The organism is Laedolimicola sp. (assembly GCF_051972735.1).
GTDB lineage: Bacteria > Bacillota > Clostridia > Lachnospirales > Lachnospiraceae > Laedolimicola > Laedolimicola intestinihominis.
The window spans coordinates 56,425-78,680 of the sequence record NZ_JBOKYU010000006.1 but is presented as its reverse complement, the minus strand read 5'-3'; the positions used below and the strand labels follow the sequence as shown (position 1 = coordinate 78,680).

The following is a 22,256-nucleotide window of genomic DNA, read 5'->3' as shown; positions in this document are numbered from 1 at the left end:
CCACGGGACAGTGTCAGGCGGGGAGTTTGACTGGGGCGGTCGCCTCCGAAAGGGTATCGGAGGCGCTCAAAGGTTCCCTCAGAATGGTTGGAAACCATTTGAAGAGTGCAAAGGCAGAAGGGAGCTTGACTGCGACACCGACGGGTGGAGCAGGTACGAAAGTAGGACTTAGTGATCCGGTGGTATAAAGTGGGATTGCCATCGCTCAACGGATAAAAGCTACCCTGGGGATAACAGGCTTATCACTCCCAAGAGTTCACATCGACGGAGTGGTTTGGCACCTCGATGTCGGCTCATCGCATCCTGGGGCTGTAGTAGGTCCCAAGGGTTGGGCTGTTCGCCCATTAAAGCGGTACGCGAGCTGGGTTCAGAACGTCGTGAGACAGTTCGGTCCCTATCCGGCGTGGGCGTAGGATATTTGAGAGGAGCTGTCCTTAGTACGAGAGGACCGGGATGGACTGACCTCTGGTGTATCGGTTGAGCCGCCAGGCTCATGGCCGAGTAGCCAAGTCGGGACGGGATAAACGCTGAAGGCATCTAAGCGTGAAGCCCCCCTCAAGATGAGATATCCCATTCGAAAGAAGTAAGACCCCTTGAAGACGACAAGGTAGATAGGGCAGAGGTGGAAGTGCAGTAATGCATGGAGCTGACTGTTACTAATAGGTCGAGGGCTTGACCAAGAGCGGAGAGAGCGGTCAGACGGAGCAGATGCGGAGAAGAGGAGTGCTGGCACTCCGAAGCAAAGCAGATGTGACGGCTGAGCATTCGCGGAGCGAAGGCACGAAGAAGCGCGCAAGCGGTTCTGAGTGACCGGTCTCGTGCGAGTGAAGAAAGTAAAATCTTCGCGAAGCGTCATAGGATAGAAAATGTCTAAGAAGATATGCAGTATATAGTTTTGAAGGTACAAAGAGAACGCTGTACGAAATGTTCGTACAGCGTTTTTTGTGTTGTGTGTATTTTTTGGAAACGGATATCAGTTTCGATACTGCCGCGGCGTCATGCCGGTATATTTTTTAAATACCTTAGTAAAGTAACTCTGATCCTCGAAGCCGGTGGCGATGGCAATATCAAGAATGGAATAATTTGTATTGATCAGATATTTCTTACTTTCCTCAATTCGTGTATAATTCAGAAATTCCTTAAAAGTAGAACCGGAGCATTGCTTAAACAGTGCAGAAAAATAAGAAGGATTCAGTTTTACATGATCAGCGGTTTCCTTCAGGGTAAGAGGCTGGTCATAATGCTCGGAGATATAAGCGATGGCAGCGGTCATCAGTTCCTGTTCGTTGCGGTAATTACCGCCTTCTCTGGCGGCACTCTGCTTTTTGGAACAGGATGAGCAGGATGTGGTGCAGAAGGAGCAGGAATCTGACTTTGCCGAGAACAGCGGAGGAAGCATATAGGACAGAAGCCAGCTGATCTGTTCTGCTTTTTCCGGCGGGATCAGAGGAATGCTGGAGGTGTACGCACAAAGCTCCAGCAGTGGTTTGGAGGGAAGAACGTATCGTTCTCCGATATCGCTGAGCATATCGGTATCTGCAGGCGCAGTCAGAAAGGGGCCGATGAGAATACAGCCCAGAGCCTCGGAATCATGGTATAAGGGATAGACCAGATGATTCAGATTGGCATGACAGGAAAAAATATAGGGCTTCTGAGATTTTAGAGCGCGCAGAGCCGCATCCGCGTGGAGCTCCCGACAGGAGTCCTTGGGAGTGGAATAGACAGAAAGCAGCTTTTTAAAACAGTCGCAAAAGGGCGTGGAGATGCCGAAGCCGCAGAGTGTCTGCCCGTTTTCGTTTAATGCCTGCAGAGGAAGCTCCAGGCAGGAGTAAAGACATTCCAGGAGCCTTTCCAATTTCTTTTTTTCAATATAGTTATAGAGTTTAACTTCCAAAACAAAGCCTCTTTTCTGGTAATTATTTTGTGAAATAAATAATACCATAAGTTTGGTAAAAATACCATTTTTTATTACCAAAAAAGGCAGAAAAACTGCAATTCGCACGAAATATCCCGTTGAACATTTGTGCAGAATGAGAAAAAAATCAGTCATTTGTCATATCGTTGGTGAAAATATTGACAAAAAAATACCAGTTGTGAATAATAAAAGCAGAACAAAATCACGTGAAAACGAAAGGGGATTTACAATGTACAAAAACAGTATTGTAACAAAGAAACTTGTCGTTCAGCCGGTATTCGTAAGCCTGGTACACCTGAATGTATTTATGGGACCCTGCCGCTACGGCGCTGGAGAGGAGCTCACCTACGATTACGAGAAGAAGGAATCTTTAAAAACCTTCCAGTTCTTCAACGAGGATCTGAAAAACTACGTGGATCATGGTCATGTAGAGCTTCTGGAGAGTAAATATCTGGAGTGGCATGAGGATTTTGCGGTGAAGGAAGAGAGTATTGAGGATGTGCTTTCTAATAACGGGAAGGTAGATGTTTACCTGATTTCCGGAACCAGACTGATTTCTTATGTATCTACGATTATTGCAAAGCGTTCCAGCAAGCCGATTGCTTTTTGTCCGCTGTCCAACAGTAAATATTCCCGTCTGGGCGGAATCGACGCGGCGGCGCATCTGTTCGCAAGCGGTGATTTTGAGGTATACAACGCACTGAGCTATGAGGAGCTGAACCAGACCTTCCGTGCGATGCGCACCAGAAAGGTATTGAAGAATATGAAGCTTCTGTACGGCCTGAGAAATAACATTCTTTCCTTCGGCTGCGTAAGCTCCTTTGTGGATATCACAGATGTAACGAAGCGCTTCGGTACGGAAATCCTGAACTATAATGGTCTGGAGTTCTTCAAGGAGCTGGATGCCCTGACAGATGAGGAAAAGGCAGAGGCAAAGGCCATTGCGGATAAGCTGGTGGAGGATGCCAATGGCGTTCATCTTCCCGCAGAGACGATTTCCAATGATGTGGAGTTCTATCTGACCGCAAAGAAGGTCATGTCCTTCTATGATTGCAACGCATTTACACTGCCCTGCTTTGAGATGTGCGCAACCAGAGAGCTGAATAAGCGTCACCTGACCTTCTGTCTGACACATTCTCTGATGAAGGATGACGGAGTACCGTCCGCCTGCGCGTCCGATGTGGGATCGGTGATCTCTATCGCAATTCTGATGAGCATTGCGAGAAAAGCGCCGCATATGGGTAACTGCATGGTGCGTCTGGAGGATAAAACCAACCATTCTCTGCGTATTCTGCACGACGTATGTTCCAAGTATATGAAGGGCTATGATGAGAAGCCGCTGCCGATCGATTATGTAAGCTTTACCAAGGGCAACTGGGGAACCACCATGCGTTACGACTTTGCCCAGGATGCGGGAGAGAAGGTTACCTTAATCAATCTGAGTCCAAAGATGGATAAGATTATGATTGTACGCGGTACGGTTACCGGCTGTGATGATTTCCTGACGCCGGAGTGCAAGCACGCGCTGGTATTTGATGTGGAGGACAGCCATGATTTCCATAAAAAGGAAGCAGAATTCGGACATCACTTCGCATGGGTATACGGTGATTACGAGGAGGATTTAAGAATGCTGGCAGATATGCTGGGAATGGATGTTGTGGTTGCGTAATCGGCAGAATTGCCTGGGAGCCTGAAATCTGAAATAATAGAAAGAATTGAAGCAACGGCAAAATTATGGTATACTTTATCCGGGATATTTGGTGAAGAGACTATAGTTTTGCCGTTTTTTGGAGGTTATATGACAGTGGAAAATCAGGATGAATTGAAAAAACGCGCGGCAGTCATGTATTATCGTGATGATATGACCCAGGCAGAGATCGCGAGAGCGCTATATCTGTCCAGAACCAAGATTTCCCGTCTTCTGAAGGCAGCGAAGGAAGAGAATATCGTAGATATACGTATCAATGGCGGCTTCCGGCGGAATGATTATCTGGAGCATATTTTTGAAGAACGATATGGACTTAAGGAGGCGGTGATTCTGGCGGACATTCCCGGCGGGGAGGACGAGGCGCTCCGTACAGTCGCTAGGGCAGCCGCAGAGTACATAGATTCTATTTTAACCAAGGATTCCATTATCGGAATCGGAAGAGGCAGGACGCTCCAGACGGTGGTAGAGTGTATGGAGCCCCAAAGGTTTCTGCCGATTCAGGTAGTGCAGCTGATTGGGTTGCTGAATAACCCTTCACAGAACGAGGAGGAGATGGAGCTGGTCCGGCAGTTTGCCAAGGTATACGGAGCCTCCTGCCACAATCTCTTTGCCCCCTTTATTCTGGATGATAAGCAGGCCAGACAGGTATTGAACCGTGTGGCGGCGGTAGGCAAGACCATAGAGCTTGCCAAGCAGGCCAATGTGATACTGAGCTCCGTGGGAAATTTTGATTTGAAGGATAAGCGGATTCTGTGGAATTCTTATCTTGGAAAAGAAGAAAAGCTTCGTCTGAGCCAGCAGGGAGCGGTCGGTCTGTTTTTTGGAAGATACTATGACCGGGAGGGCAGAATTCTGGATACGGAGCTGCATAATAAAATTTTCGGCCTGGAAGTGGAAGAAATTGTAAATAAAGAACAGGTAATTACCATAGCGCAGGGCCAGAAAAAGGCGCTTCCCATTTTGGGAGCCCTGCACGGCGGATTGATGAAAACGCTGATTACTGATGAGAATACCGCATTGAATGTATTGATCCAGGAAGGAAAAATGATAGAATAATCAGACAGATAAAAGGTTCCGGGAATCCACAGAGGGAGATTCCCGGAACTAATTTTTAGAAACGGTTATTTTAAAATCACGTCTTTGAGCGCCTGAATGAGCGTATCGATTTCTTCCGTGGTATTTTGCGCGTCAAAGCTGATGCGCAGAGCGCCCTCAACCAGAGAGGCTTCATAACCGGCGCTTTTCAGTACATGGCTTAAGGTGCCGCGGGAGCAGGCTGAGCCTGCTGATACATAGATGTCGCGCATACTCAGGGCGTCCACCAGATCTCCGGATTGTGTGCCGGAAAAGGAACAATTCAGCACATAGGGACAGGCGTCTTCGGGACTCAGAATTTGTACCTGAGGGAATGCAGCGGTAACGGCATTCCGGCAATACCGGTTCAGCCGGGTGACCTGTTCCAGATTCTGTTTCATGTTCAGAAGCCGTTTTTCAGCGGCAGCGCCAAAGGCACAGATGAGAGGAACACTTTCCGTACCGGGATTTACATGACCCTCCTGGGCGCCGCCGTATTCCAGGGGCGTTACGGGAACCTGAGGACGGATATAAAGCATGCCGATTCCCTTGGGCGCATGGATTTTATGGCCGCTGGCAGACAGAAGATCCACCTTCAGCTCATGGAGCTTGACCGGTATTTTGCCAAAGCTCTGGACTGTATCGCAGTGGATAAGCGTGTGGGGATGCTCCCGGTGTACAGCCTCAGCAACCTCCCGCACGGGAAGAATCTCACCGGTTTCGTTGTTCACATGCATCATGGAAATGAGAATAGTGTCCTCCCGGACAGCCCCGAGAATATCCTGCGCCTCTATGCGGTGTGTTTCCGGAGAGGGAGTCACGTAGGTGACGGAAAAGCCCTCCTTTTCCAGAGCCTGACAGCAGGAGAGTACAGAGCTGTGCTCAATGGTCGTGGTCACAATATGACGTCCCACAGCCTGATTCGCCAGGGCGGTACCCCGGATGGCAATGTTATTACTTTCTGTTCCGCCGGAGGTAAAATAGACAGAATCTGTGGGGGCTCCGAGAAGCCGGGCCGCCTGGTAACGCGCGTTCATTACAGCCTGATAGGCATCCATTCCAAAATGATGGAGAGAAGACGGATTGCCGTAACGGTTTGTCATAAAATCAAGGGCGATGGCCGCAATATCCGGGTCGGTGGAAGTCGTAGCGCTGTTGTCAAGGTAAATCAAAAGAATCCCTCCTGTTCATAAAACGATAACTCTGTCTGTATGATAGCATGCAAAGTTTTTCCATTCAATAGAACCGCAGGATTTGGGATGAAATTCCAAAAATAATGAAAAGTGAATAAATGTGCAGAGAAGCACAAAGGTGAGAAAATGTTTATTTGTTAAAATATCCAAAATAAATACCATTTTTCAAAAATAATTCAAAATATTGACGGGAAAAAACTGCTATCATCTAATTAAGTTTGGAGGACATAAAGGAGACAGCGGAAAACAGGCGCGCAGTATTTCCGGGGGACTGTCCGGAGGCTTCAAATGAAAAATGTAGTTTACAACTCAATACGAGAAGGAGAAGGGATTATGAATTATATTCTTGATTTATTGCTGAAGCAGATCTTCACACAGCCATTCCTGCTTTTGGCAATCGTAGTGTTCATTGGTTACCTTGCTATGAAACAGACCGTCGGAAAAGCTCTGATTGGAGCATTTAAGGCGTCTATCGGTATTATTGTAATGGGTATCGGTTCCGGCGCCCTGTCCGCGAACTTTGGTCATCTTCTGACAGCACTGAAAAATTCTACAGGACTTCAGGGCGCAGGCCTGAACACCTACTCAACCATGACAGCAGGCTTTGAGAAAATGGATGCTGTACTGGGAGAGGGCGTAGGTACCTCCTGGGGACTGTATACACTTCTGGTTGCATTTATCATCAACCTGATTCTGGTAGCGCTTCGTAAGTACACCAAGATTCGTGCCGTATACCTGACCGGCAACGCGATGATCGTACAGTGTGGTATCACCGTATATATTGTATGGAGATTCCTGGGTACCGGCATGGTTCCGACCATCCTGATTGCATCTGTTGTGACAGCTCTGTACTGGGGTATCTGTTCTACGATGCTGATTAAGCCGACCAAGGTTATCACAGGCGGCGCAGACCTGACCGTTGCTCATCAGCAGATGTTTATGGACTTTGTAGCTTACAAGGTAGCTCCGAAGATTGGTAATCCGGAGAAGGACGATATCGAAAAGAAGAAACTGCCGGCATCCCTGAACTTCCTTCAGGACAGCGTTCTGGCAACTCTGCTCTGTATGATTATCGCAACTGCAGTGATTATGCTGGTTATCGGTAAGGATGGCGTAGACGCTCTTCGCGGAGCTGACGGCTTTAACAACGGTACCTATAAGAACAGCATCATCTTCATGCTGTGGATTTCCATCACACTGACCGCAGACCTGTGGGTACTGCTTGCCGGCGTTCGTATGTTCGTAGGTGAGTTGATGATGTCCTTCAAGGGTATCTCTGAGAAGCTTCTGCCGGGCGCAGTTGCAGGTGTTGACTGTGCTGCTCTGTACGGCTTCGCTCCGAAATCTGTAGTACTTGGTTTCCTGTGCGGCGCACTGGGCCAGATTGTAGGTGTAATTGTCCTGATTGCAACAGGAAGCCCGATTATCCTGATTCCGAGCTTTATCCCGCTGTTCTTCGACGGCGCTACCGTAGGTATCTTCGCGAATAAGTTCGGTGGCTGGAAGGCTCTGGTAACCATCTGCTTCTGCACAGGACTGATTCAGATTTTCGGTTCCGCGCTTGCGGTTGCTATGCTGGATCTGCCGTGGTGGCAGGGTGTCAGCGACTACGCAACCATCTGGGTAGCAATCACCGCTATCTTCAAGGGAATCGGAGCAATGCTCGGAATTCCGGTTGCATGCTAAGCTTTGCTGTGTAATAATCATTAAGAAATACAAGACAAAAAGGAGAAAGAATCATGTTAAATATCGTATGTGTATGCCATAATGGAATGGGAACCAGTATGCTGCTGAAAATCAATGTAAATAATATCTGCATGGAAAACGGAATCAGTGCCAGCGTTGAAGCCTGCGCGCATGGTGAGGCAGCGGGATTCCTGATGAATGCGGATATCGTTCTGACCAGCCCGGAGATCGTGGAAATGCTTCCGCCGACCGACGCAAAGATTGTTACTACAACCAATATGCTGAACAAGGATGAGGTAACAGGTCTGCTGGTAAACTGTGTAAAGGAAAATTTCCCGGGCGAAATGTAATCGGGAACGGCTTTTATGACAGTCATCAATTATATGGTCAGCATTCTGGCACTGGCAGTGCTGATATATGAGACTTATCTGGTAATCCGGCAGAACCGCCGGGTTACCGTGAAAGGAAAAGACGATTTCTTCACATTCTGTCTTGTATTACTGTTTACATCGTTGCTTTTGCGGCCGGATCCCGGTGCGGAATTTGTAGAAAGCCTTCGCAATACGTTAATCCTGATGGCGCTGTTCTTTACCCTGGCGGTGAAGCGGGGAATCAGTGAAAAGGGCGTGGTAAAGCTGGGCTTTGTAATTCCCTGGGAAAAGGTAACGACAGTGGAGATTGCGGAATATCAGACATCTAAGGTTATTGCGCGTTTTACAACCGGGAAGAGACAGTTTAAGCTTATATTTCCGAAATATCAGTTAAAGCAGCTGGTGTATGAAATTCAAAAGTATATTCCGAAGGTGATGGTAGAGAATTCTCTGAAGCTGAACGGATAAACGAAACCCGATGGGAAGATAAAGCCCATCGGGTTTTTATATAGTTTGGGAGCGTTATTTCCGGTACTGCTTGGGTGTCAGACCGGTATATTTCTTGAAAACTCTCGTAAAATAACTCTGCTCCTCAAAGCCCACGGCAATCGCGATGTCAATGATAGAATAATTGGTGTTGCTCAGAAGGTGCTTGCTTTCCTCAATGCGGATATAGTTCAGATATTCCTTAAAGGAGGAACCGCAGGATTTCTTAAACAGGGAAGAAAAGTAGGAGGGGTTCAGCTGTACCTGGGCCGCCGTTTCCTCCAGAGTCAGGGGCTTATTGTAGTTCTGGGTCATGTACTGGATGGCATTCTTAATTACCTCGCTGTTTTTTCCTGAATTTTTTACAAACATACTTTCAATAAAGAAATCCAGAGTTTTCTGAAGCTCCAGGCAGAGCTCCTCCTGATTGCGGGTGGAATTCAGATTCTGGAGAAAATTATTGCTGATTTTCAGGGCCACGTCGGTGTTGGCTCCGCCCTCCATGGCTGCCCGGGAAAGAACGGAACAGAGTTCAATGGCCCGGGAACGGATGATATTCAGGTTATTGCCGCCCTCAAAAAATACATATCCGAGGAGTTCGTTGAGAACTTTCCGGGAATCCTGGATATTGCGTTCCTTTACCCGCCGAATGAGTAGATTTTCTTTTTCCACCGGATAACTCTGTCCCTGTACAGACTCTACGGATTTGTACATCTGAATGGATTCGCTGATGCGGGACTGCTGTACAATTTTACTCCGGCTTTCGGAAAGCTGCTGCAGAGCCGAGGGAATCAGCGGAGTAAAGGTGTAGGAGAGAAGCCGGCTGATATGTGTAGCCATCTCAGGGGTGATGATGCGGATACCGGACAGAGCCTCATAGAGGTCCAGAGTATGCTCGGTAGATACGGTATACCGCCGGGTGATATCCAAAAGTAAGGTAGAGTCTGGTTCGTCCATCAGAAAAGGGCCTATCAGAATCGCGCCAAAGAGGGTGTCTTTATTTACCAGTGGAAATATGATATGATTAAGGTTAGCATGACAGGAAAAGACGTAGGCCTCCCCCAGATCCATGGCCCGTTTTGCCGCTTTTGCGTGCAGCTCCTTACAGCTGCCCTTCTGGGCGCTCTGCTCAGATAACAGCTTCTTAAACTGCATACAAAAGGGAGTGGCAGTGCCAAAGCCACAGAGGGTGTTGCCCGCTTCATCCAGAGCCTGAATAGGCAGATTCAGGCAGGAATAAAGACATTCCAGAATTTCCTTCAACTGCTGTTCACTGATAATATTGTATAAATAGGCTTGCATATAGAAAGACTCCTTTTCCTCGTATGCATGCTATTATATCATATGAAAATCAAAAAAAGTATCAAATTTCAAAAGTTATTACAAGCAAAATCCAAAAAAAATTACTAAAATAACATCAGATATTGAGGAGTGACAGAGATGTCGATAATTCAGAGTATATCAGGAAGCGTACAAGAAGGAAAAGCAAAAAGTGTAAAGCAGCTGGTACGTCAGGCGCTGGAGGAAGGCTATGATCCGAAGGTGATTCTGAATGAAGGCCTGTTGACAGGTATGATGGTAGTTGCTGATAAGTTTAAGAAGGATGAGGTATTTGTGCCGGAGGTATTGGTCTCATCCAGAGCCATCAACGCCGGACTTACCATTCTGGAGGGTTATCTGACCACGGGAGATGGCGATGGCTATATCGGAAGAGTTGTACTGGGAACGGTGCGCGGCGACTGGCATGATATCGGAAAGCATATGGTATCCCTGTCTCTTCGGGCAGCAGGCTTCGAGGTGGTGGATATCGGATACGATGCGGATACAGCCCTGTTCCTTGATACCGCCGAGGAGGTTGGGGCAGATATCATCTGCATGTCAGCGCTTCTGACCACCACGATGGACGCCATGCAGGAGGTTATTGAAGAACTGAAGCGCCGTCATTTACGCGAAAAATATATTGTTATGATAGGCGGAGCTCCGGTCAATGAATGCTTTGCCCAGGAAATTGATGCAGATATTTATACGTCAGACGCCATGTCCTGTGCCAGAGAGGCAAGGAAGGCAGTTCTGAAGAAGAGAGGACAAGATGAGGTTTCATAACCTGAAAGCAGAGGTGCCGGAGAAAAAGGTACTTCAAAAAATGAATTGTCCGCCGGAATCTGAGTGGTATGAGGAATTTCAGAGTGAGCTGGAAGAGCTTGAAAGCGAGGCAAAAAGGGCGTTAGATCCCCATGGAGCAATGGCCTTCGGAAAAATACCGAAGGAGCTGGCTACGAAAAAGATTCCGGAGGGAACAGAGGTAGCCTGCGCCATTATTACGATTGGAAAGGATATTTCCGATTATTGTGAGAGCTTTTTCCGGGACGGGGACTGCGTCAGAGGACTTCTGGCAGACTCCTATGCAGATATTTATCTGTTTGAACTGGAAAAATGCTGGGTGCATCAGGTGATGGACGTCTGCCGGGAAAGAAAGGTGGGCATCCGGGGACGACTGGAGATTCCGGGCGATCTGACCATGGAAGCCCAGAAGTTTGCCTTCGACACCATCGGGGAGGCAGAGCTTCCGGGACTGACCTTATCCAGGGGATATATGTTCTACCCGGTAAAAACCATTTGCCATATCTTCCTTCTGTCGGAGGATCCGGAAGAATTCCGGGTGGCACATGACTGCAGACGGTGTACCAACACAGCCTGCAATATGCGAAAGGAGCCTCCCAGTCCGGAGCTTCTGGAAGCGTAAATATGGATGTACGTTCGGAAAGCTGGCGCGCGGCCAAACGGATGTCAGATATAGGATTTGAAAGTCTGTAGATTTTACAGGAAAAGCGAAAGAGAGGAAAAGAAAAATGACCAGTTATGAAATTATGAAGGCTAATATACATTTCCAGAATCCGGACCGTATCGGTCTTCGATTTGACAGAATCGCGGGAAAGGGTGATGTATGCCGTATCTTCGTACTTCCGCCGAAGGATAAAAGAGACAACAGCAAGACCTACAGCGTATCCAAGAAGGTTCGTCCGGGCGACAACGAATACGATGAGTGGGGATGCCTGTGGAGAAGCGACGGAAAGGGATCCAGCATGGGCGAGCCCTGTAATATCGCTCTGGAGGATCTGGAGGAGGATCTGGAGGATTTCCAGTTCCCGGATCCGAAGGCAGAGGGCCGTTTTGACGGACTGGAGGAAGCGCTGAAGGAGGCAGAGGAAAAGAACCTGTATGTACAGTTGAACAGCCCCCAGTGTATTTTTGAGCGTATGCATTTCCTGCACGGCTTTGAGGATACCCTTTGCGATATCATTGAGCTTCCGGAGGAGACAGAGGAGCTGGCAAGAAAGCTTGCAGACTATCAGATCGGCATTATCGAAGAAGCATATCGTCTGGGAAAGGGCCGGATTCACTGCTATGATACCACAGACGACTGGGGTACCCAGCAGGCACTGATGATTTCTCCCAAGAGATTCCGTGAAATCTTCAAGCCGCAGTATAAGAGAATCTTTGACAAGGCGCATGAGTGCGGTATGGACATCCGTTTCCATACAGACGGCAAGATCAATGACATCCTGGAGGATCTGATTGAGCTTGGCGTAGATATCATCAATATCCATCAGCCGAATCTGGTAGGCGTGGATGAGATTTCCAAGATTGGTCAGGGACGTATCTGCTTTGAGGCGTCTGTGGATATTCAGACCACACTGCCGACCGGAGATAAGGAGCGTATCGATCGGGAAGCAAAGGAACTGATTGAAAAATGGGGTACCAGACAGGGCGGCTTTATCGGTGTAGAGTACGGCTATCTGGATGCAATCGGTACCACCAAGGAAACCATGCTGTATGAACTGGAGTGCTTTGAGAAGTACGGTACCTATAAGAAATAAGGCGCAGGATAACAGGAGGAAATGACAATGATTATTATTGCAGAGAAGCTGAACGGAACGATTCCTTCTATGGCAAAGGCTATCGCAGGTCGGGATGAGGAATGGATTAAGGATATCGCCCGGAAAGAGGCGGCAGACGGAGCGGCTTTTATCGATGTATGCGCTTCTGTCGAAGTGGGCGAGGTAGAAACCCTGCACTGGATGATTGACCTGGTACAGAGTGTGACAGATGTTCCGATCTCCATCGACAGTCCTAGCACTGAGGTGCTGGCAGAAACATACAAGTTCTGTGAGAAACCGGGGCTTTTTAACTCCGTGTCCATGGAGAGTAAAAAACATATAGATTCTATTTTCAAAATTATGGCTGAGAATCCTGGCTGGGAAGTCATCGCCATGCTGTGCGATGACACGGGAATTCCCAAGTCCGCGGCAGACCGTCTGCGTGTCTTTGATAATATTATGAAGAAGGCAGAGGAGTATGGAATTGATCCGTCCAGAATCCACATTGACCCCATCATCGAGGCTGCGGCCCTGATGGATCCGGACAGAGAGGATGGACCGGGAATCACCATCAATACCAAGGTAATTGACGCTATCCGCGCAAAATACCCGACCATTCATATTACTTCCGCTATCAGCAATATTTCCCACGGCCTGCCTGCCCGGAAATATATGAACTATGCTTTCGCTTCCCTGGTATTATCCCATGGACTGGACAGCGGTATCCTGGATCCGCTGAACCATGGAATGCATGCGATTATTGATACTACAGAGAAGATGCTGAAGCTTTCCGACGCCGAGATGCAGAAGATTGTAGGAGCGGTGAAGGAGCAGACACTGGAGGATGTGGAGCTTCCCCTTCCGGATGGCGATTTCACTCCGGAGGAGGCCAGAAAATACGCGGAGATGTCCGCGACCATACTGGCTATGAAGGAGCTGCAGATGACGGTAGAGGATCTGGAGCCGGATGAGGAGGACCGCGATATTCAGGGCGTCTCCTATGCGGCAGAAGCTTTGCTTGGTCTGGATGAAGACGGTTACTGTATGTCATACATCGAAGCATATAAGGACGACCTTTTTGGCGTACCGAAGAAATAAGAAAACAGGAGGAATGATTGATTATGAGACCGGAAATTGAAGAAGTAAAGGAACTTGTTATTAAAGGAAGCGCGAAGAAGGTAGCAAAGGCAGTACAGGCTGCTCTGGATGCAGGCTGTGATGCTTCTGAAATCCTGAATCAGGGTATGGTAGAGGCGATGTCCGAGGTTGGAGAGCAGTTCTCCAAAAATGAAATCTTTGTATCCGAGATGCTGGTAGCGGCCCGCGCCATGAAAAAGGGCGTTGCAGTTCTGCAGCCGCATCTTGCAAATGGCTCCACAGGAAGCCTGGGCAAGGTAATTATCGCTACGGTTAAGAATGACCTGCATGATATCGGAAAGAACCTGGTTGCCATGATGATCGAGAGCGCAGGCTTTGAGGTCATCGATCTGGGAATCGATGTTCCTATTGCAAAGATTATTGAGTGCTACCGTGAAAATCCGGATACCAAGATCATTGCGCTGTCCGCGCTTCTGACCACAACCATGCCGGATCTGCGTGAGACGGTAGACGCTTTGAATCATGAGGATTTCCGTAACGAAGTAAAGATCATGGTAGGCGGCGCTCCGATTACCAAGGAGTTCGCAGATGAGATCGGTGCCGACGGATATTCCGCAGATGCCGCAGAGGCAGCAGTTCTTGCCAAGAAGCTGGCAGCATAATCACGCTATAATTCTTTTTATTGCTACATTATCCCTCAGGAACCGGACCGCTTTTGGCGGTCCGGTTCTTTTATCCGGCTTTTTTATCCGAAAAAAGTAATGCACAAATGTTTAATTTGTAGTAAACTAAGTAAGAATCATGCAATAAAACGGTCCTGTATGAGGAGTGAATATTATGATAGCAATCATCGATTATGACGCGGGCAATTTAAAGAGCGTGGAAAAGGCGCTCCTTTCCCTGGGGGAAGAGGTGCTGATAACCCGTGAGAGAGAAGCATTGCTTCGCGCGGATAAAGTAATTCTTCCGGGCGTCGGCAATTTCGGGGAGGCCATGGAAAAGCTGAAAAGCTATGGACTGGTTCCGGTGATTCACGAGCTGGCAGAGAGGGGAAAGCCCTTTCTTGGCATCTGTCTGGGTCTGCAGCTTTTGTTTGAGCGAAGCGACGAAGCACCCGGCGTGGAAGGACTTGGAATCCTGAAGGGCGAGATATTACGAATTCCGGATAAAGAAGGCTTAAAAGTACCTCATATCGGATGGAATTCCCTGCATCTGCAGAATGAAGGCCGGCTGTTCCGGGATTTGCCCGAGGGATCCTATGTGTATTTTGTCCATTCCTATTATCTGAAGGCGGAGAATCCACAGATCGTAAAGGCCACCACGGAGTACGGCGTGACCATCGATGCCTCCGTGGAGCAGGGCAATGTGTTTGCCTGCCAGTTCCATCCTGAGAAGAGCAGCCGGGTGGGGCTTAGGATACTGGAAAATTTCGCGAAGCTGGAGGATTAGGCTATGTTTACAAAACGAATTATTCCCTGCCTGGACGTACACGCGGGACGCGTGGTGAAGGGCGTTAATTTCGTAAACTTAAGGGACGCGGGCGATCCGGTGGAAATCGCGGCAGCCTATGACGCGGCGGGAGCGGACGAGTTGGTATTTCTGGATATCACAGCCTCTTCCGACGCGCGCAATACGGTTGTGGAGATGGTACGCCGGGTGGCTGAGAAAGTGTTTATTCCTTTTACGGTAGGCGGCGGTATCCGTACTGTGGACGACTTCAAGGCGCTGCTCAGGGAAGGCGCAGATAAAATCTCCGTGAACAGCGCAGCCATCATGCGGCCGGAGCTTATCAGCGAGGCAGCAGACAAGTTTGGCAGTCAGTGCGTGGTGGTTGCCATTGACGCGAAGAAGCGGGCTGACGGCAGCGGATGGAATATCTATAAAAACGGTGGCCGTGTGGATATGGGTATCGACGCGGTAGAGTGGGCCATGAAGGCTGACAGGCTTGGCGCAGGTGAGATTCTGTTGACCAGCATGGACTGTGACGGCACCAAGGCGGGATACGATTTGGAACTGACCCGCACCATTGCGGAAAATGTGTCCATTCCGGTCATCGCGTCCGGCGGCGCGGGAACGAAGGAGCATTTCTACGACGCGCTGACGGAAGGCAAGGCGGACGCGGTGTTGGCGGCTTCCCTGTTCCATTATAAAGAGCTGGAGATCCGGGAGCTGAAGGAATATCTGCGGGGACGCGGCGTATCTGTCCGCCTGTAACGGGACAGTATAAAAGATACAGATTTTTACAGGAGATATATAATCATGTCTATGATTCAAAATGACTGGCTGGAGCCGTTGAAACCGGAATTTTCCAAGCCATATTATGCGGAATTATTCAAATTCGTAAAAAATGAATACTCCACACGGCAGATTTTTCCGCCTGCGGACGACATTTTCAACGCCTTTCATCTGACGCCTCTCCATGAGGTAAAGGTGGTGATCCTGGGGCAGGATCCCTATCACAATGACGGACAGGCCCACGGGCTGTGCTTCTCCGTGAAGCCGGATGTGGCTATTCCGCCGTCGCTGGTGAATATCTATCAGGAGCTGCATGACGATCTGGGCTGCTATATCCCGAACAACGGCTATCTGACCAAATGGGCGAAACAGGGCGTGCTGATGCTGAACACGGTGCTGACCGTCCGGGCTCATCAGGCCAATTCCCATCGGGGCATGGGCTGGGAACAGTTCACCGACGCGGCCATCCGTATCTTAAATGAGCAGGATCGCCCGATTGTATTCATTCTCTGGGGCAGTCCGGCCCAGAAAAAGGCTCAGATGCTGAACAACCCGAAGCATCTGATTCTGAAGGCGCCCCATCCGAGTCCTCTGTCTGCATATAGGGGATTTTTCGGAAGCCGTCCCTTCAGCCAGACCAATGAATTCCTTGTAAAAAATGGGCTGGAGCCCATAGACTGGCAGATTGAAAATGTGTAGGCAGATAAAACTGGCCAGAGCCTGGTATGCAGAACAGAAGAAGAGCACGCGGGTGATGCTCGAGCTTCTGACAGGACTGGTGACCTGCTATCTTATATTTTTGCTGTGGCTGATTCCGCAGATGATGGCGGCTGTGCCGATGGATACGAAATACTGGAAGGTAAAGCTTCTGGCTGCATTGGTGATGCTGATTCCGGTGTATCTGGGATTGCAGTGGGGTGTGTACCGATGCTCCGGTATGATTTTATCGGAGACCAGCCCCTGTACGGATCCGAAGAAAGAACGGCGGCGTCTGATTTTTTGGGCGGTGCTGGGCTTTGGTGCAGTCTTTATCTGGATGATGGTGTATTTCTACGCTTATTTCCCGGGCTCCTTTGACTGGGATAATCTGGATCAATGGTGGCAGATACAGAACCACCAGTACGACACCTGGCATCCGGTGTTCCATACACTGATTATCGCGCTGTTTTCGAAGATAGTGAATCATTACGGCTTCGCAGTTTTCATGCAGCTGCTTTTATACAGCCTGGTCTGCGGCTACCTTGTATACACCATGGCAAAATGGCGTTTTCCGGTATGGACATTGGTGCTCACAGAGTTTTTCCTGGCGGCCAATCCGCAGACCCACCGGATTCTGCTTTTTATGTGGAAGGACAGCGCGCTGACGGTGTTCATGGTGCTGTTTACCGTATATCTTGTCAACATTTGGAAGACGAATGGACTGTGGCTTAAGAAAAAAAGGAATCTGGCAGTATTTATTCTGGTGCTGATTTCCATTTCTCTTGTGCGCCACAATGGCATCCTGTATACGATTCCACTGCTGATTCTGATGCTCTTGTTCTTCAGGGAGCTTCGCAGGGAAGCAGCCGTTTCCCTGGTGCTGATGCTGGCGGGCATGTGGATCATTGAGCATCCCATCTATGATCTGGTGGGGGCCAGCCGTCCGGACCAGACCTATGTGGAGACGGTAGGTGTGCCCATGACGATTCTCTGCAATGTCCATGAGATGGCGCCGGAGAGCTTAAGCCCGGAGGCGGCGGAGTTTTTCGCCAAGATTGGACCGGAGAAGCGCTGGAAGATCTATGAGATGGGCAATTATAATTCCTTTAAGTTTGTAACCAATGCAAATACGGTTATCAAGGAGACTGATCCGGCAGAATTCCTGAAATTTACGGCGGAGACCATAAAGAATGCGCCGGGTCTGTCCCTGCAGGCGTTCTACGAGGTCACACGGATGGTCTGGGATATTCGGGGAACAGAAGAGTGGCATGCAGATCTGGAGTATCAGATCCGGGAAAATGACTGGAATTTCAGCTATGTGAAGAACCGGGAAGACATGCGGACAGCCCTCAATGACTTCGACGAGTGGGTGCTGAACAGTCCCGTAGATTACCTGTTTTCCTACAATGGCACGCACCTGTTGATTCTGATTCTATGTACGCTGTTTGTCTTCATACGGAAGGGCAAGGGCTGGAAAGCCATGACGCTGACCCTGCCGATCCTGGCTTACAGCTATGGAACCATGCTGCTGCTGTGCGGCCCGACCTATCGGTTTTTCCATTTTGACAGCGTGATTTTTGTGCCGCTGTGTCTGCTTCTATTTAGTAGAACCGGGGAGAAAGAGGGAGAACAGAAAACGGTCTGATAGGAGTCAGAAAAAATAAAAGAATATAAAAATATCAAAACCGTGTATCTATATCATAAAGGGTACACGGTTTTGGTTTATAAAAAACACCCGCAAGAACCCTTATTACTACAGAGTTCTTACGGGTGTTTCAATTTTAATTCGGAGAACTATTTTGTTCAGCTTTCAGATGCTTATTGGCCGTAGACAGCATCAGCTTTAACCGGTTCAGCTGATTGACCTCGCTGGCACCGGGATCGTAGTCAATGGCTACCACATTGGAGGTGGGATAGCGCCGCCGCAGCTCCTTGATAACGCCCTTGCCAACCACATGGTTCGGCAGACAGCCGAAGGGCTGGGTGCAGACGATGTTCGGCACGTCTTCGTGAATCAGCTCCAGCATTTCCGCGGTCAGGAACCAGCCCTCGCCGGTCTGATTGCCCACGGATACAATGTCGGAGGCCATATCGGCCATTTCGTCGATGTTGCCGGGCGCGTTAAAGTGGACGCTCTCTGTAAAGGCCTTGGCGGCGGGCTTCCGAAGCCATTCCATGGCCTGGATACCGGCCCGGGCTACCCGCGCGCCGGAGCGCTTTTTGCCCAGGTGGTCCGCCTTGAACTCGCTGTTCTTAAAGCAGTACAGCAGGAAGTCCATCAGATCCGGAACCACAGCTTCCGCTCCCTCATGCTCCAGAAGCTCCACCAGATGGTTATTGGCAGAGGGTGAGAACTTCACCAGAATCTCGCCAACCACGCCGACCCGGGGCTTCTTCAGATCCTCATGGATGGGCAGGCGGTCGAAGTCCTTGATGATGCCGCGGCAAATCTGGACGAAGCGCTTGTGGCTCACATGCTTCTGGGAGACGAAGTCCTGACAGATTTTCAGCCATTTGGCGTGGAGACGGTCTGCAGAGCCGGCCTCTCTCTCATAAGGACGCATCCGGTACAGGACCCGCATGAAGATGTCGCCAAAGACCAGTCCGTAGAGACCTTTTACAGCCAGACCCGGGGTAATCTTGAAGCCCGGGTTGGTCTCCAGATGATTCAGGTTCAGGGATACCACCGGAATCTGCTCCTGTCCGGCCTTGGCCAGAGCCCGGCGGATGAAGGAGATGTAGTTGGTGGCACGGCAGCCGCCGCCGGTCTGGGTGATGATAACGGCCAGCTTATTTGTATCGTATTTACCGGAAAGGACAGCAGTCATAATCTGTCCTACCACCACCAGAGAGGGGTAGCAGGCGTCGTTGTTGACATATTTTAAGCCCATGTCGATGGCAGCCCGGTCAGAATCCGGCAGTACCTCCAGCTTGTAGCCGGAAGCCCGGAAGGCAGGCTCGATAATGTCGAAATGAATCGGCGACATTTGTGGACACAGGATGGTGTATTCTTTGCGCATTTCCTCGGTGAAGACCACGCGATCATAAGCGGAGGAAACGATGCTCCGGCATTCGCCCTTGTTTTCACGCACGCGGATAGCGGCGATAAGGGAACGGATCCGGATGCGGGCAGCACCCAGGTTATTGACCTCGTCGATCTTCAGGCAGGTGTAAATCTTGCCGGAATTGGTCAGAATGTCGCTGACCTCGTCGGTGGTGACGGCGTCCAGACCGCAGCCGAAGGAGTTCAGCTGAATCAGATCCAGATCGTCCCTGGTCTTTACGAAGCTGGCAGCCGCGTACATCCGGGAATGGTACATCCACTGGTCCATGACGAACAGCGGGCGCTCCACCGGATGGAGATGGCTGACAGAATCCTCGGTCAGTACAGCCAGACCGTAGGAATTGATCATTTCCGGGATGCCATGGTTGATCTCCGGATCCACATGGTAGGGACGGCCTGCCAGCACGATGCCACGGCGGCCGGTCTTCTGCATGTATTCCAGGGTTTCCTCACCCTTGCGCATGATATCCTCGCGGGTATGCTCCATTTCCGCCCAGCCCTTCTTGGCTGCCTCGCGGATCTCATTCTCGGAGATGCCGCAGTGTCTGGAAAATTCTGTAACAAGTTCATTTTCCAGAATGGACTCGTTCTCAAAGGACAGGAATGGGTTAAAGAAATCGATGTCGCTGCCGGACAGCTCGTCGATGTTATTTTTGATGTTCTCCGCGTAGGAGGTGACGATGGGGCAGTTATAGTGGTTGCCCGCATCCGGGAACTCAGTCCGCTCATAGGGTACGCAGGGGTAGAAGATGAACTTCAGGCCCTGACGGATGAGCCAGGTCACATGACCGTGGGCCAGCTTAGCCGGGTAGCACTCAGACTCGCTGGGAATGGACTCAATACCCATTTCATAAATCTTATGGGTGGAAGAAGGGGAGAGTACCACCCGGTAGCCCAGATCCGTAAAGAACGTGAACCAGAAAGGATAGTTCTCATAGAAATTCAGAACACGGGGGATACCCACAGTTCCGCGCTTCGCAGCTTCCTCAGATAAGGGCTCATAGTCGAAGAGACGCTTATTTTTGTATTCGTACAGGTTCGGAATATTGTCCTTGTTTTTTTCTTTTCCGATACCACGCTCGCAGCGGTTGCCGGAGATATAGCGGCGTCCGCCGGAAAATTTGTTGATGGTCAGACGGCAGTGGTTGGTACAGCCGTTACACTTGGTCATGGAGGTGGAAAATTCCAGGTTATTGATCTCGTCAATGGAGAGCATGGTGGTCTCCATGCCGTCCTGATACCGTTCCCTGGCGATCAGAGCCGCGCCGAAGGCGCCCATAATACCGGCAATGTCGGGACGAACCGCTTCGCAGTCCGCGATTTTCTCAAAGCTTCGAAGAACCGCGTCATTGTAGAAGGTGCCGCCCTGTACCACGATATTTTTACCGAGAGCGGAGGCATCGGATACCTTGATAACCTTGAACAATGCGTTCTTGATAACCGAGTAAGCCAGACCTGCGGAGATATCGGACACCTCGGCGCCCTCTTTCTGGGCCTGCTTTACCTTGGAATTCATAAACACAGTACAGCGGGTTCCCAGATCGATCGGATGCTTGGCAAAAAGCGCCGCCTTGGCAAAATCCTCTACGGTGTAGTTCAGGGATTTAGCAAAGGTCTCGATAAAGGAACCGCAGCCGGAGGAGCAGGCCTCGTTCAGCTGCACACTGTCTACGGTGTGGTTCTTGATGCGGATACATTTCATATCCTGACCGCCGATATCCAGGATACAGTCCACGTTTGGATCAAAGAATTCAGCGGCGTAATAATGAGAAACAGTCTCGACTTCGCCCTCGTCCAGCATCAGGGCTGCCTTAATCAGGGCCTCGCCGTAGCCGGTGGAGCAGGAACGGGCAATGCGCGCGTTCTTCGGAAGGAACCGGTAGATATCCTTGATGGCGCGGATGGTGGTCGCCAGGGGATTACCATTGTTACTGCTGTAGAAGGAATAGAGCAGGGCTCCGTCCTCACCTACCAGCGCAGCCTTGGTGGTGGTGCTTCCGGCGTCGATGCCGAGAAAGCAGTTGCCCTCATAGGCCTGGAAATCACCGCGCATAACCTCATGACGGCTGTGACGCTCCTGGAATTTGGCATATTCATGCTCATTGGCAAAAAGCGGCTCCATACGGGCCACCTCGAAATCCATCTGGATATGGTTTTGGAGACGCTGCTTCATATCGCTTAAGGAAGCGCTCGTCTTCTGCTCGCAGCTTAAGGCGGAACCCATGGCGGCGAACAGGTGAGAGTTCTCCGGCGCAATGATGTGCTCTTCATCCAGATCCAGGGTGCGGATAAAGGCTGCTTTCAGTTCCGATAAGAAATGAAGCGGGCCGCCCAGGAACGCCACGTGTCCCCGGATGGGCTTGCCGCAGGCCAGTCCGCTGATGGTCTGGTTGACCACGGCCTGGAAAATAGAAGCGGCCAGGTCTTCCTTGGTGGCACCGTCATTGATCAGCGGCTGAATATCGGACTTGGCAAATACGCCGCAGCGGGCCGCGATGGTATAAAGGGAATGATAGTTCTTGGCGTACTCATTCAGACCGGTGGCGTCCGTCTGCAGAAGAGAAGCCATCTGGTCGATGAAGGAACCGGTACCGCCGGCGCAGATACCGTTCATACGCTGCTCCACATTGCCGCCCTCGAAGTAAATGATTTTTGCGTCCTCACCGCCAAGCTCTATCGCCACGTCGGTCTGGGGAGCTGTCTGCTCCAGAGCCGTCGCTACAGCTACGACTTCCTGTACGAAGGGCACGCCCAGATGGTTCGCCAGGGTCAGTCCGCCTGATCCGGTGATGGCCGGATAGACGGTCAGATTGCCAAGCCTTCCTTCCGCCTTTTCAAGCAGAGAAGCC

The 22,256-nt window shown here is 50.0% G+C and carries 19 protein-coding genes and 1 rRNA gene; 16 read left to right on the top strand and 4 right to left on the bottom strand.

Going from position 1 to position 22,256, the window contains the following annotated elements; genetic code table 11:
* Together ACTRC3_RS03250 and ACTRC3_RS03245 are read left to right on the top strand one after the other, a co-directional pair.
* A 23S ribosomal RNA gene (locus ACTRC3_RS03250) occupies window positions 1-680 on the top strand; the annotation flags it as partial.
* A complete protein-coding gene (locus tag ACTRC3_RS03245; RefSeq protein ID WP_440321526.1) occupies window positions 673-810 on the top strand; it encodes a hypothetical protein in 138 nt (45 codons plus the stop codon). The genes ACTRC3_RS03250 and ACTRC3_RS03245, both read left to right, overlap by 8 nt.
* Window positions 811-973: 163 nt before the next feature.
* On the opposite strand, the gene ACTRC3_RS03240 is transcribed toward ACTRC3_RS03245, so the two are convergent.
* Window positions 974-1,894: a helix-turn-helix domain-containing protein gene (locus ACTRC3_RS03240; protein ID WP_440321524.1), complete on the bottom strand. Its 921-nt coding sequence runs from the start codon at window positions 1,892-1,894 to the stop codon at window positions 974-976.
* A gap of 250 nt (window positions 1,895-2,144) precedes the next feature.
* On the opposite strand from ACTRC3_RS03240, the gene ACTRC3_RS03235 reads away from it, so the two are divergent.
* Window positions 2,145-3,584, top strand: a complete 1,440-nt coding sequence (locus ACTRC3_RS03235) for a hypothetical protein (protein WP_440321522.1) — start codon at window positions 2,145-2,147, stop codon at window positions 3,582-3,584.
* Between the two features lie 129 nt (window positions 3,585-3,713).
* Entirely contained in the window at window positions 3,714-4,679 is a 966-nt protein-coding gene (locus tag ACTRC3_RS03230; protein ID WP_440321520.1) for a sugar-binding transcriptional regulator, read from the top strand.
* Between the two features lie 65 nt (window positions 4,680-4,744).
* Here the strand turns inward: ACTRC3_RS03230 and ACTRC3_RS03225 are convergent, their stop codons facing one another.
* Window positions 4,745-5,869, bottom strand: coding sequence for a cysteine desulfurase family protein (locus tag ACTRC3_RS03225; RefSeq protein WP_440321519.1), 1,125 nt, complete (start codon window positions 5,867-5,869; stop codon window positions 4,745-4,747).
* A 354-nt stretch (window positions 5,870-6,223) separates the two neighbouring features.
* Between ACTRC3_RS03225 and ACTRC3_RS03220 the strand changes: the two genes are divergently transcribed.
* The 3 genes from ACTRC3_RS03220 to ACTRC3_RS03210 are packed head-to-tail and all read left to right on the top strand — an operon-like array spanning window position 6,224 to window position 8,415.
* Window positions 6,224-7,576, top strand: a complete 1,353-nt coding sequence (locus tag ACTRC3_RS03220) for a PTS transporter subunit IIC (RefSeq protein ID WP_440321517.1) — start codon at window positions 6,224-6,226, stop codon at window positions 7,574-7,576.
* 53 nt (window positions 7,577-7,629) lie between these two features.
* Window positions 7,630-7,926, top strand: coding sequence for a PTS sugar transporter subunit IIB (locus ACTRC3_RS03215; RefSeq protein WP_178039097.1), 297 nt, complete (start codon window positions 7,630-7,632; stop codon window positions 7,924-7,926).
* A 15-nt stretch (window positions 7,927-7,941) separates the two neighbouring features.
* The gene (locus ACTRC3_RS03210) at window positions 7,942-8,415 is read left to right on the top strand and encodes a hypothetical protein (RefSeq protein ID WP_178039098.1); all 474 of its coding nucleotides are present in this window, start codon (window positions 7,942-7,944) and stop codon (window positions 8,413-8,415) included.
* Window positions 8,416-8,469: 54 nt separating this feature from the next.
* Here ACTRC3_RS03210 and ACTRC3_RS03205 read toward each other — a convergent pair whose 3' ends face one another.
* Entirely contained in the window at window positions 8,470-9,735 is a 1,266-nt protein-coding gene (locus tag ACTRC3_RS03205) for a PocR ligand-binding domain-containing protein (protein WP_178039099.1), read from the bottom strand.
* A 138-nt stretch (window positions 9,736-9,873) separates the two neighbouring features.
* On the opposite strand from ACTRC3_RS03205, the gene ACTRC3_RS03200 reads away from it, so the two are divergent.
* The 9 genes from ACTRC3_RS03200 (at window position 9,874) to ACTRC3_RS03160 (ending at window position 17,988) form a co-directional block, all read left to right on the top strand.
* Complete coding sequence (locus ACTRC3_RS03200) at window positions 9,874-10,536, top strand: cobalamin B12-binding domain-containing protein (protein WP_440321514.1); 663 nt, start codon at window positions 9,874-9,876, stop codon at window positions 10,534-10,536.
* Window positions 10,523-11,176 carry a hypothetical protein gene (locus ACTRC3_RS03195; RefSeq protein ID WP_440321512.1) on the top strand — a complete coding sequence of 218 codons (654 nt, stop codon included), beginning with the start codon at window positions 10,523-10,525 and terminating at the stop codon, window positions 11,174-11,176. Before ACTRC3_RS03200 ends, ACTRC3_RS03195 begins: the two co-directional genes overlap by 14 nt.
* A gap of 106 nt (window positions 11,177-11,282) precedes the next feature.
* Complete coding sequence (locus ACTRC3_RS03190; protein ID WP_440321510.1) at window positions 11,283-12,311, top strand: uroporphyrinogen decarboxylase family protein; 1,029 nt, start codon at window positions 11,283-11,285, stop codon at window positions 12,309-12,311.
* A 27-nt stretch (window positions 12,312-12,338) separates the two neighbouring features.
* Window positions 12,339-13,409: a dihydropteroate synthase gene (locus tag ACTRC3_RS03185; protein ID WP_440321509.1), complete on the top strand. Its 1,071-nt coding sequence runs from the start codon at window positions 12,339-12,341 to the stop codon at window positions 13,407-13,409.
* Window positions 13,410-13,432: 23 nt separating this feature from the next.
* Complete coding sequence (locus tag ACTRC3_RS03180; RefSeq protein ID WP_178039103.1) at window positions 13,433-14,071, top strand: cobalamin-dependent protein; 639 nt, start codon at window positions 13,433-13,435, stop codon at window positions 14,069-14,071.
* Window positions 14,072-14,246: 175 nt separating this feature from the next.
* A complete protein-coding gene (hisH, locus tag ACTRC3_RS03175; protein WP_440321507.1) occupies window positions 14,247-14,858 on the top strand; it encodes an imidazole glycerol phosphate synthase subunit HisH in 612 nt (203 codons plus the stop codon).
* A 3-nt stretch (window positions 14,859-14,861) separates the two neighbouring features.
* Window positions 14,862-15,623, top strand: coding sequence for an imidazole glycerol phosphate synthase subunit HisF (hisF, locus tag ACTRC3_RS03170; RefSeq protein WP_440321506.1), 762 nt, complete (start codon window positions 14,862-14,864; stop codon window positions 15,621-15,623).
* A 45-nt stretch (window positions 15,624-15,668) separates the two neighbouring features.
* Complete coding sequence (locus ACTRC3_RS03165; RefSeq protein ID WP_440321504.1) at window positions 15,669-16,343, top strand: uracil-DNA glycosylase; 675 nt, start codon at window positions 15,669-15,671, stop codon at window positions 16,341-16,343.
* Window positions 16,336-17,988: a hypothetical protein gene (locus ACTRC3_RS03160; protein ID WP_440321503.1), complete on the top strand. Its 1,653-nt coding sequence runs from the start codon at window positions 16,336-16,338 to the stop codon at window positions 17,986-17,988. The genes ACTRC3_RS03165 and ACTRC3_RS03160 overlap by 8 nt, the downstream gene beginning before the upstream one ends.
* A 136-nt stretch (window positions 17,989-18,124) precedes the next feature.
* Here the strand turns inward: ACTRC3_RS03160 and ACTRC3_RS03155 are convergent.
* On the bottom strand, window positions 18,125-22,256 hold a 4,132-nt coding region (locus tag ACTRC3_RS03155), incomplete at its 5' end, for an acyl-CoA dehydratase activase-related protein (protein WP_440321502.1).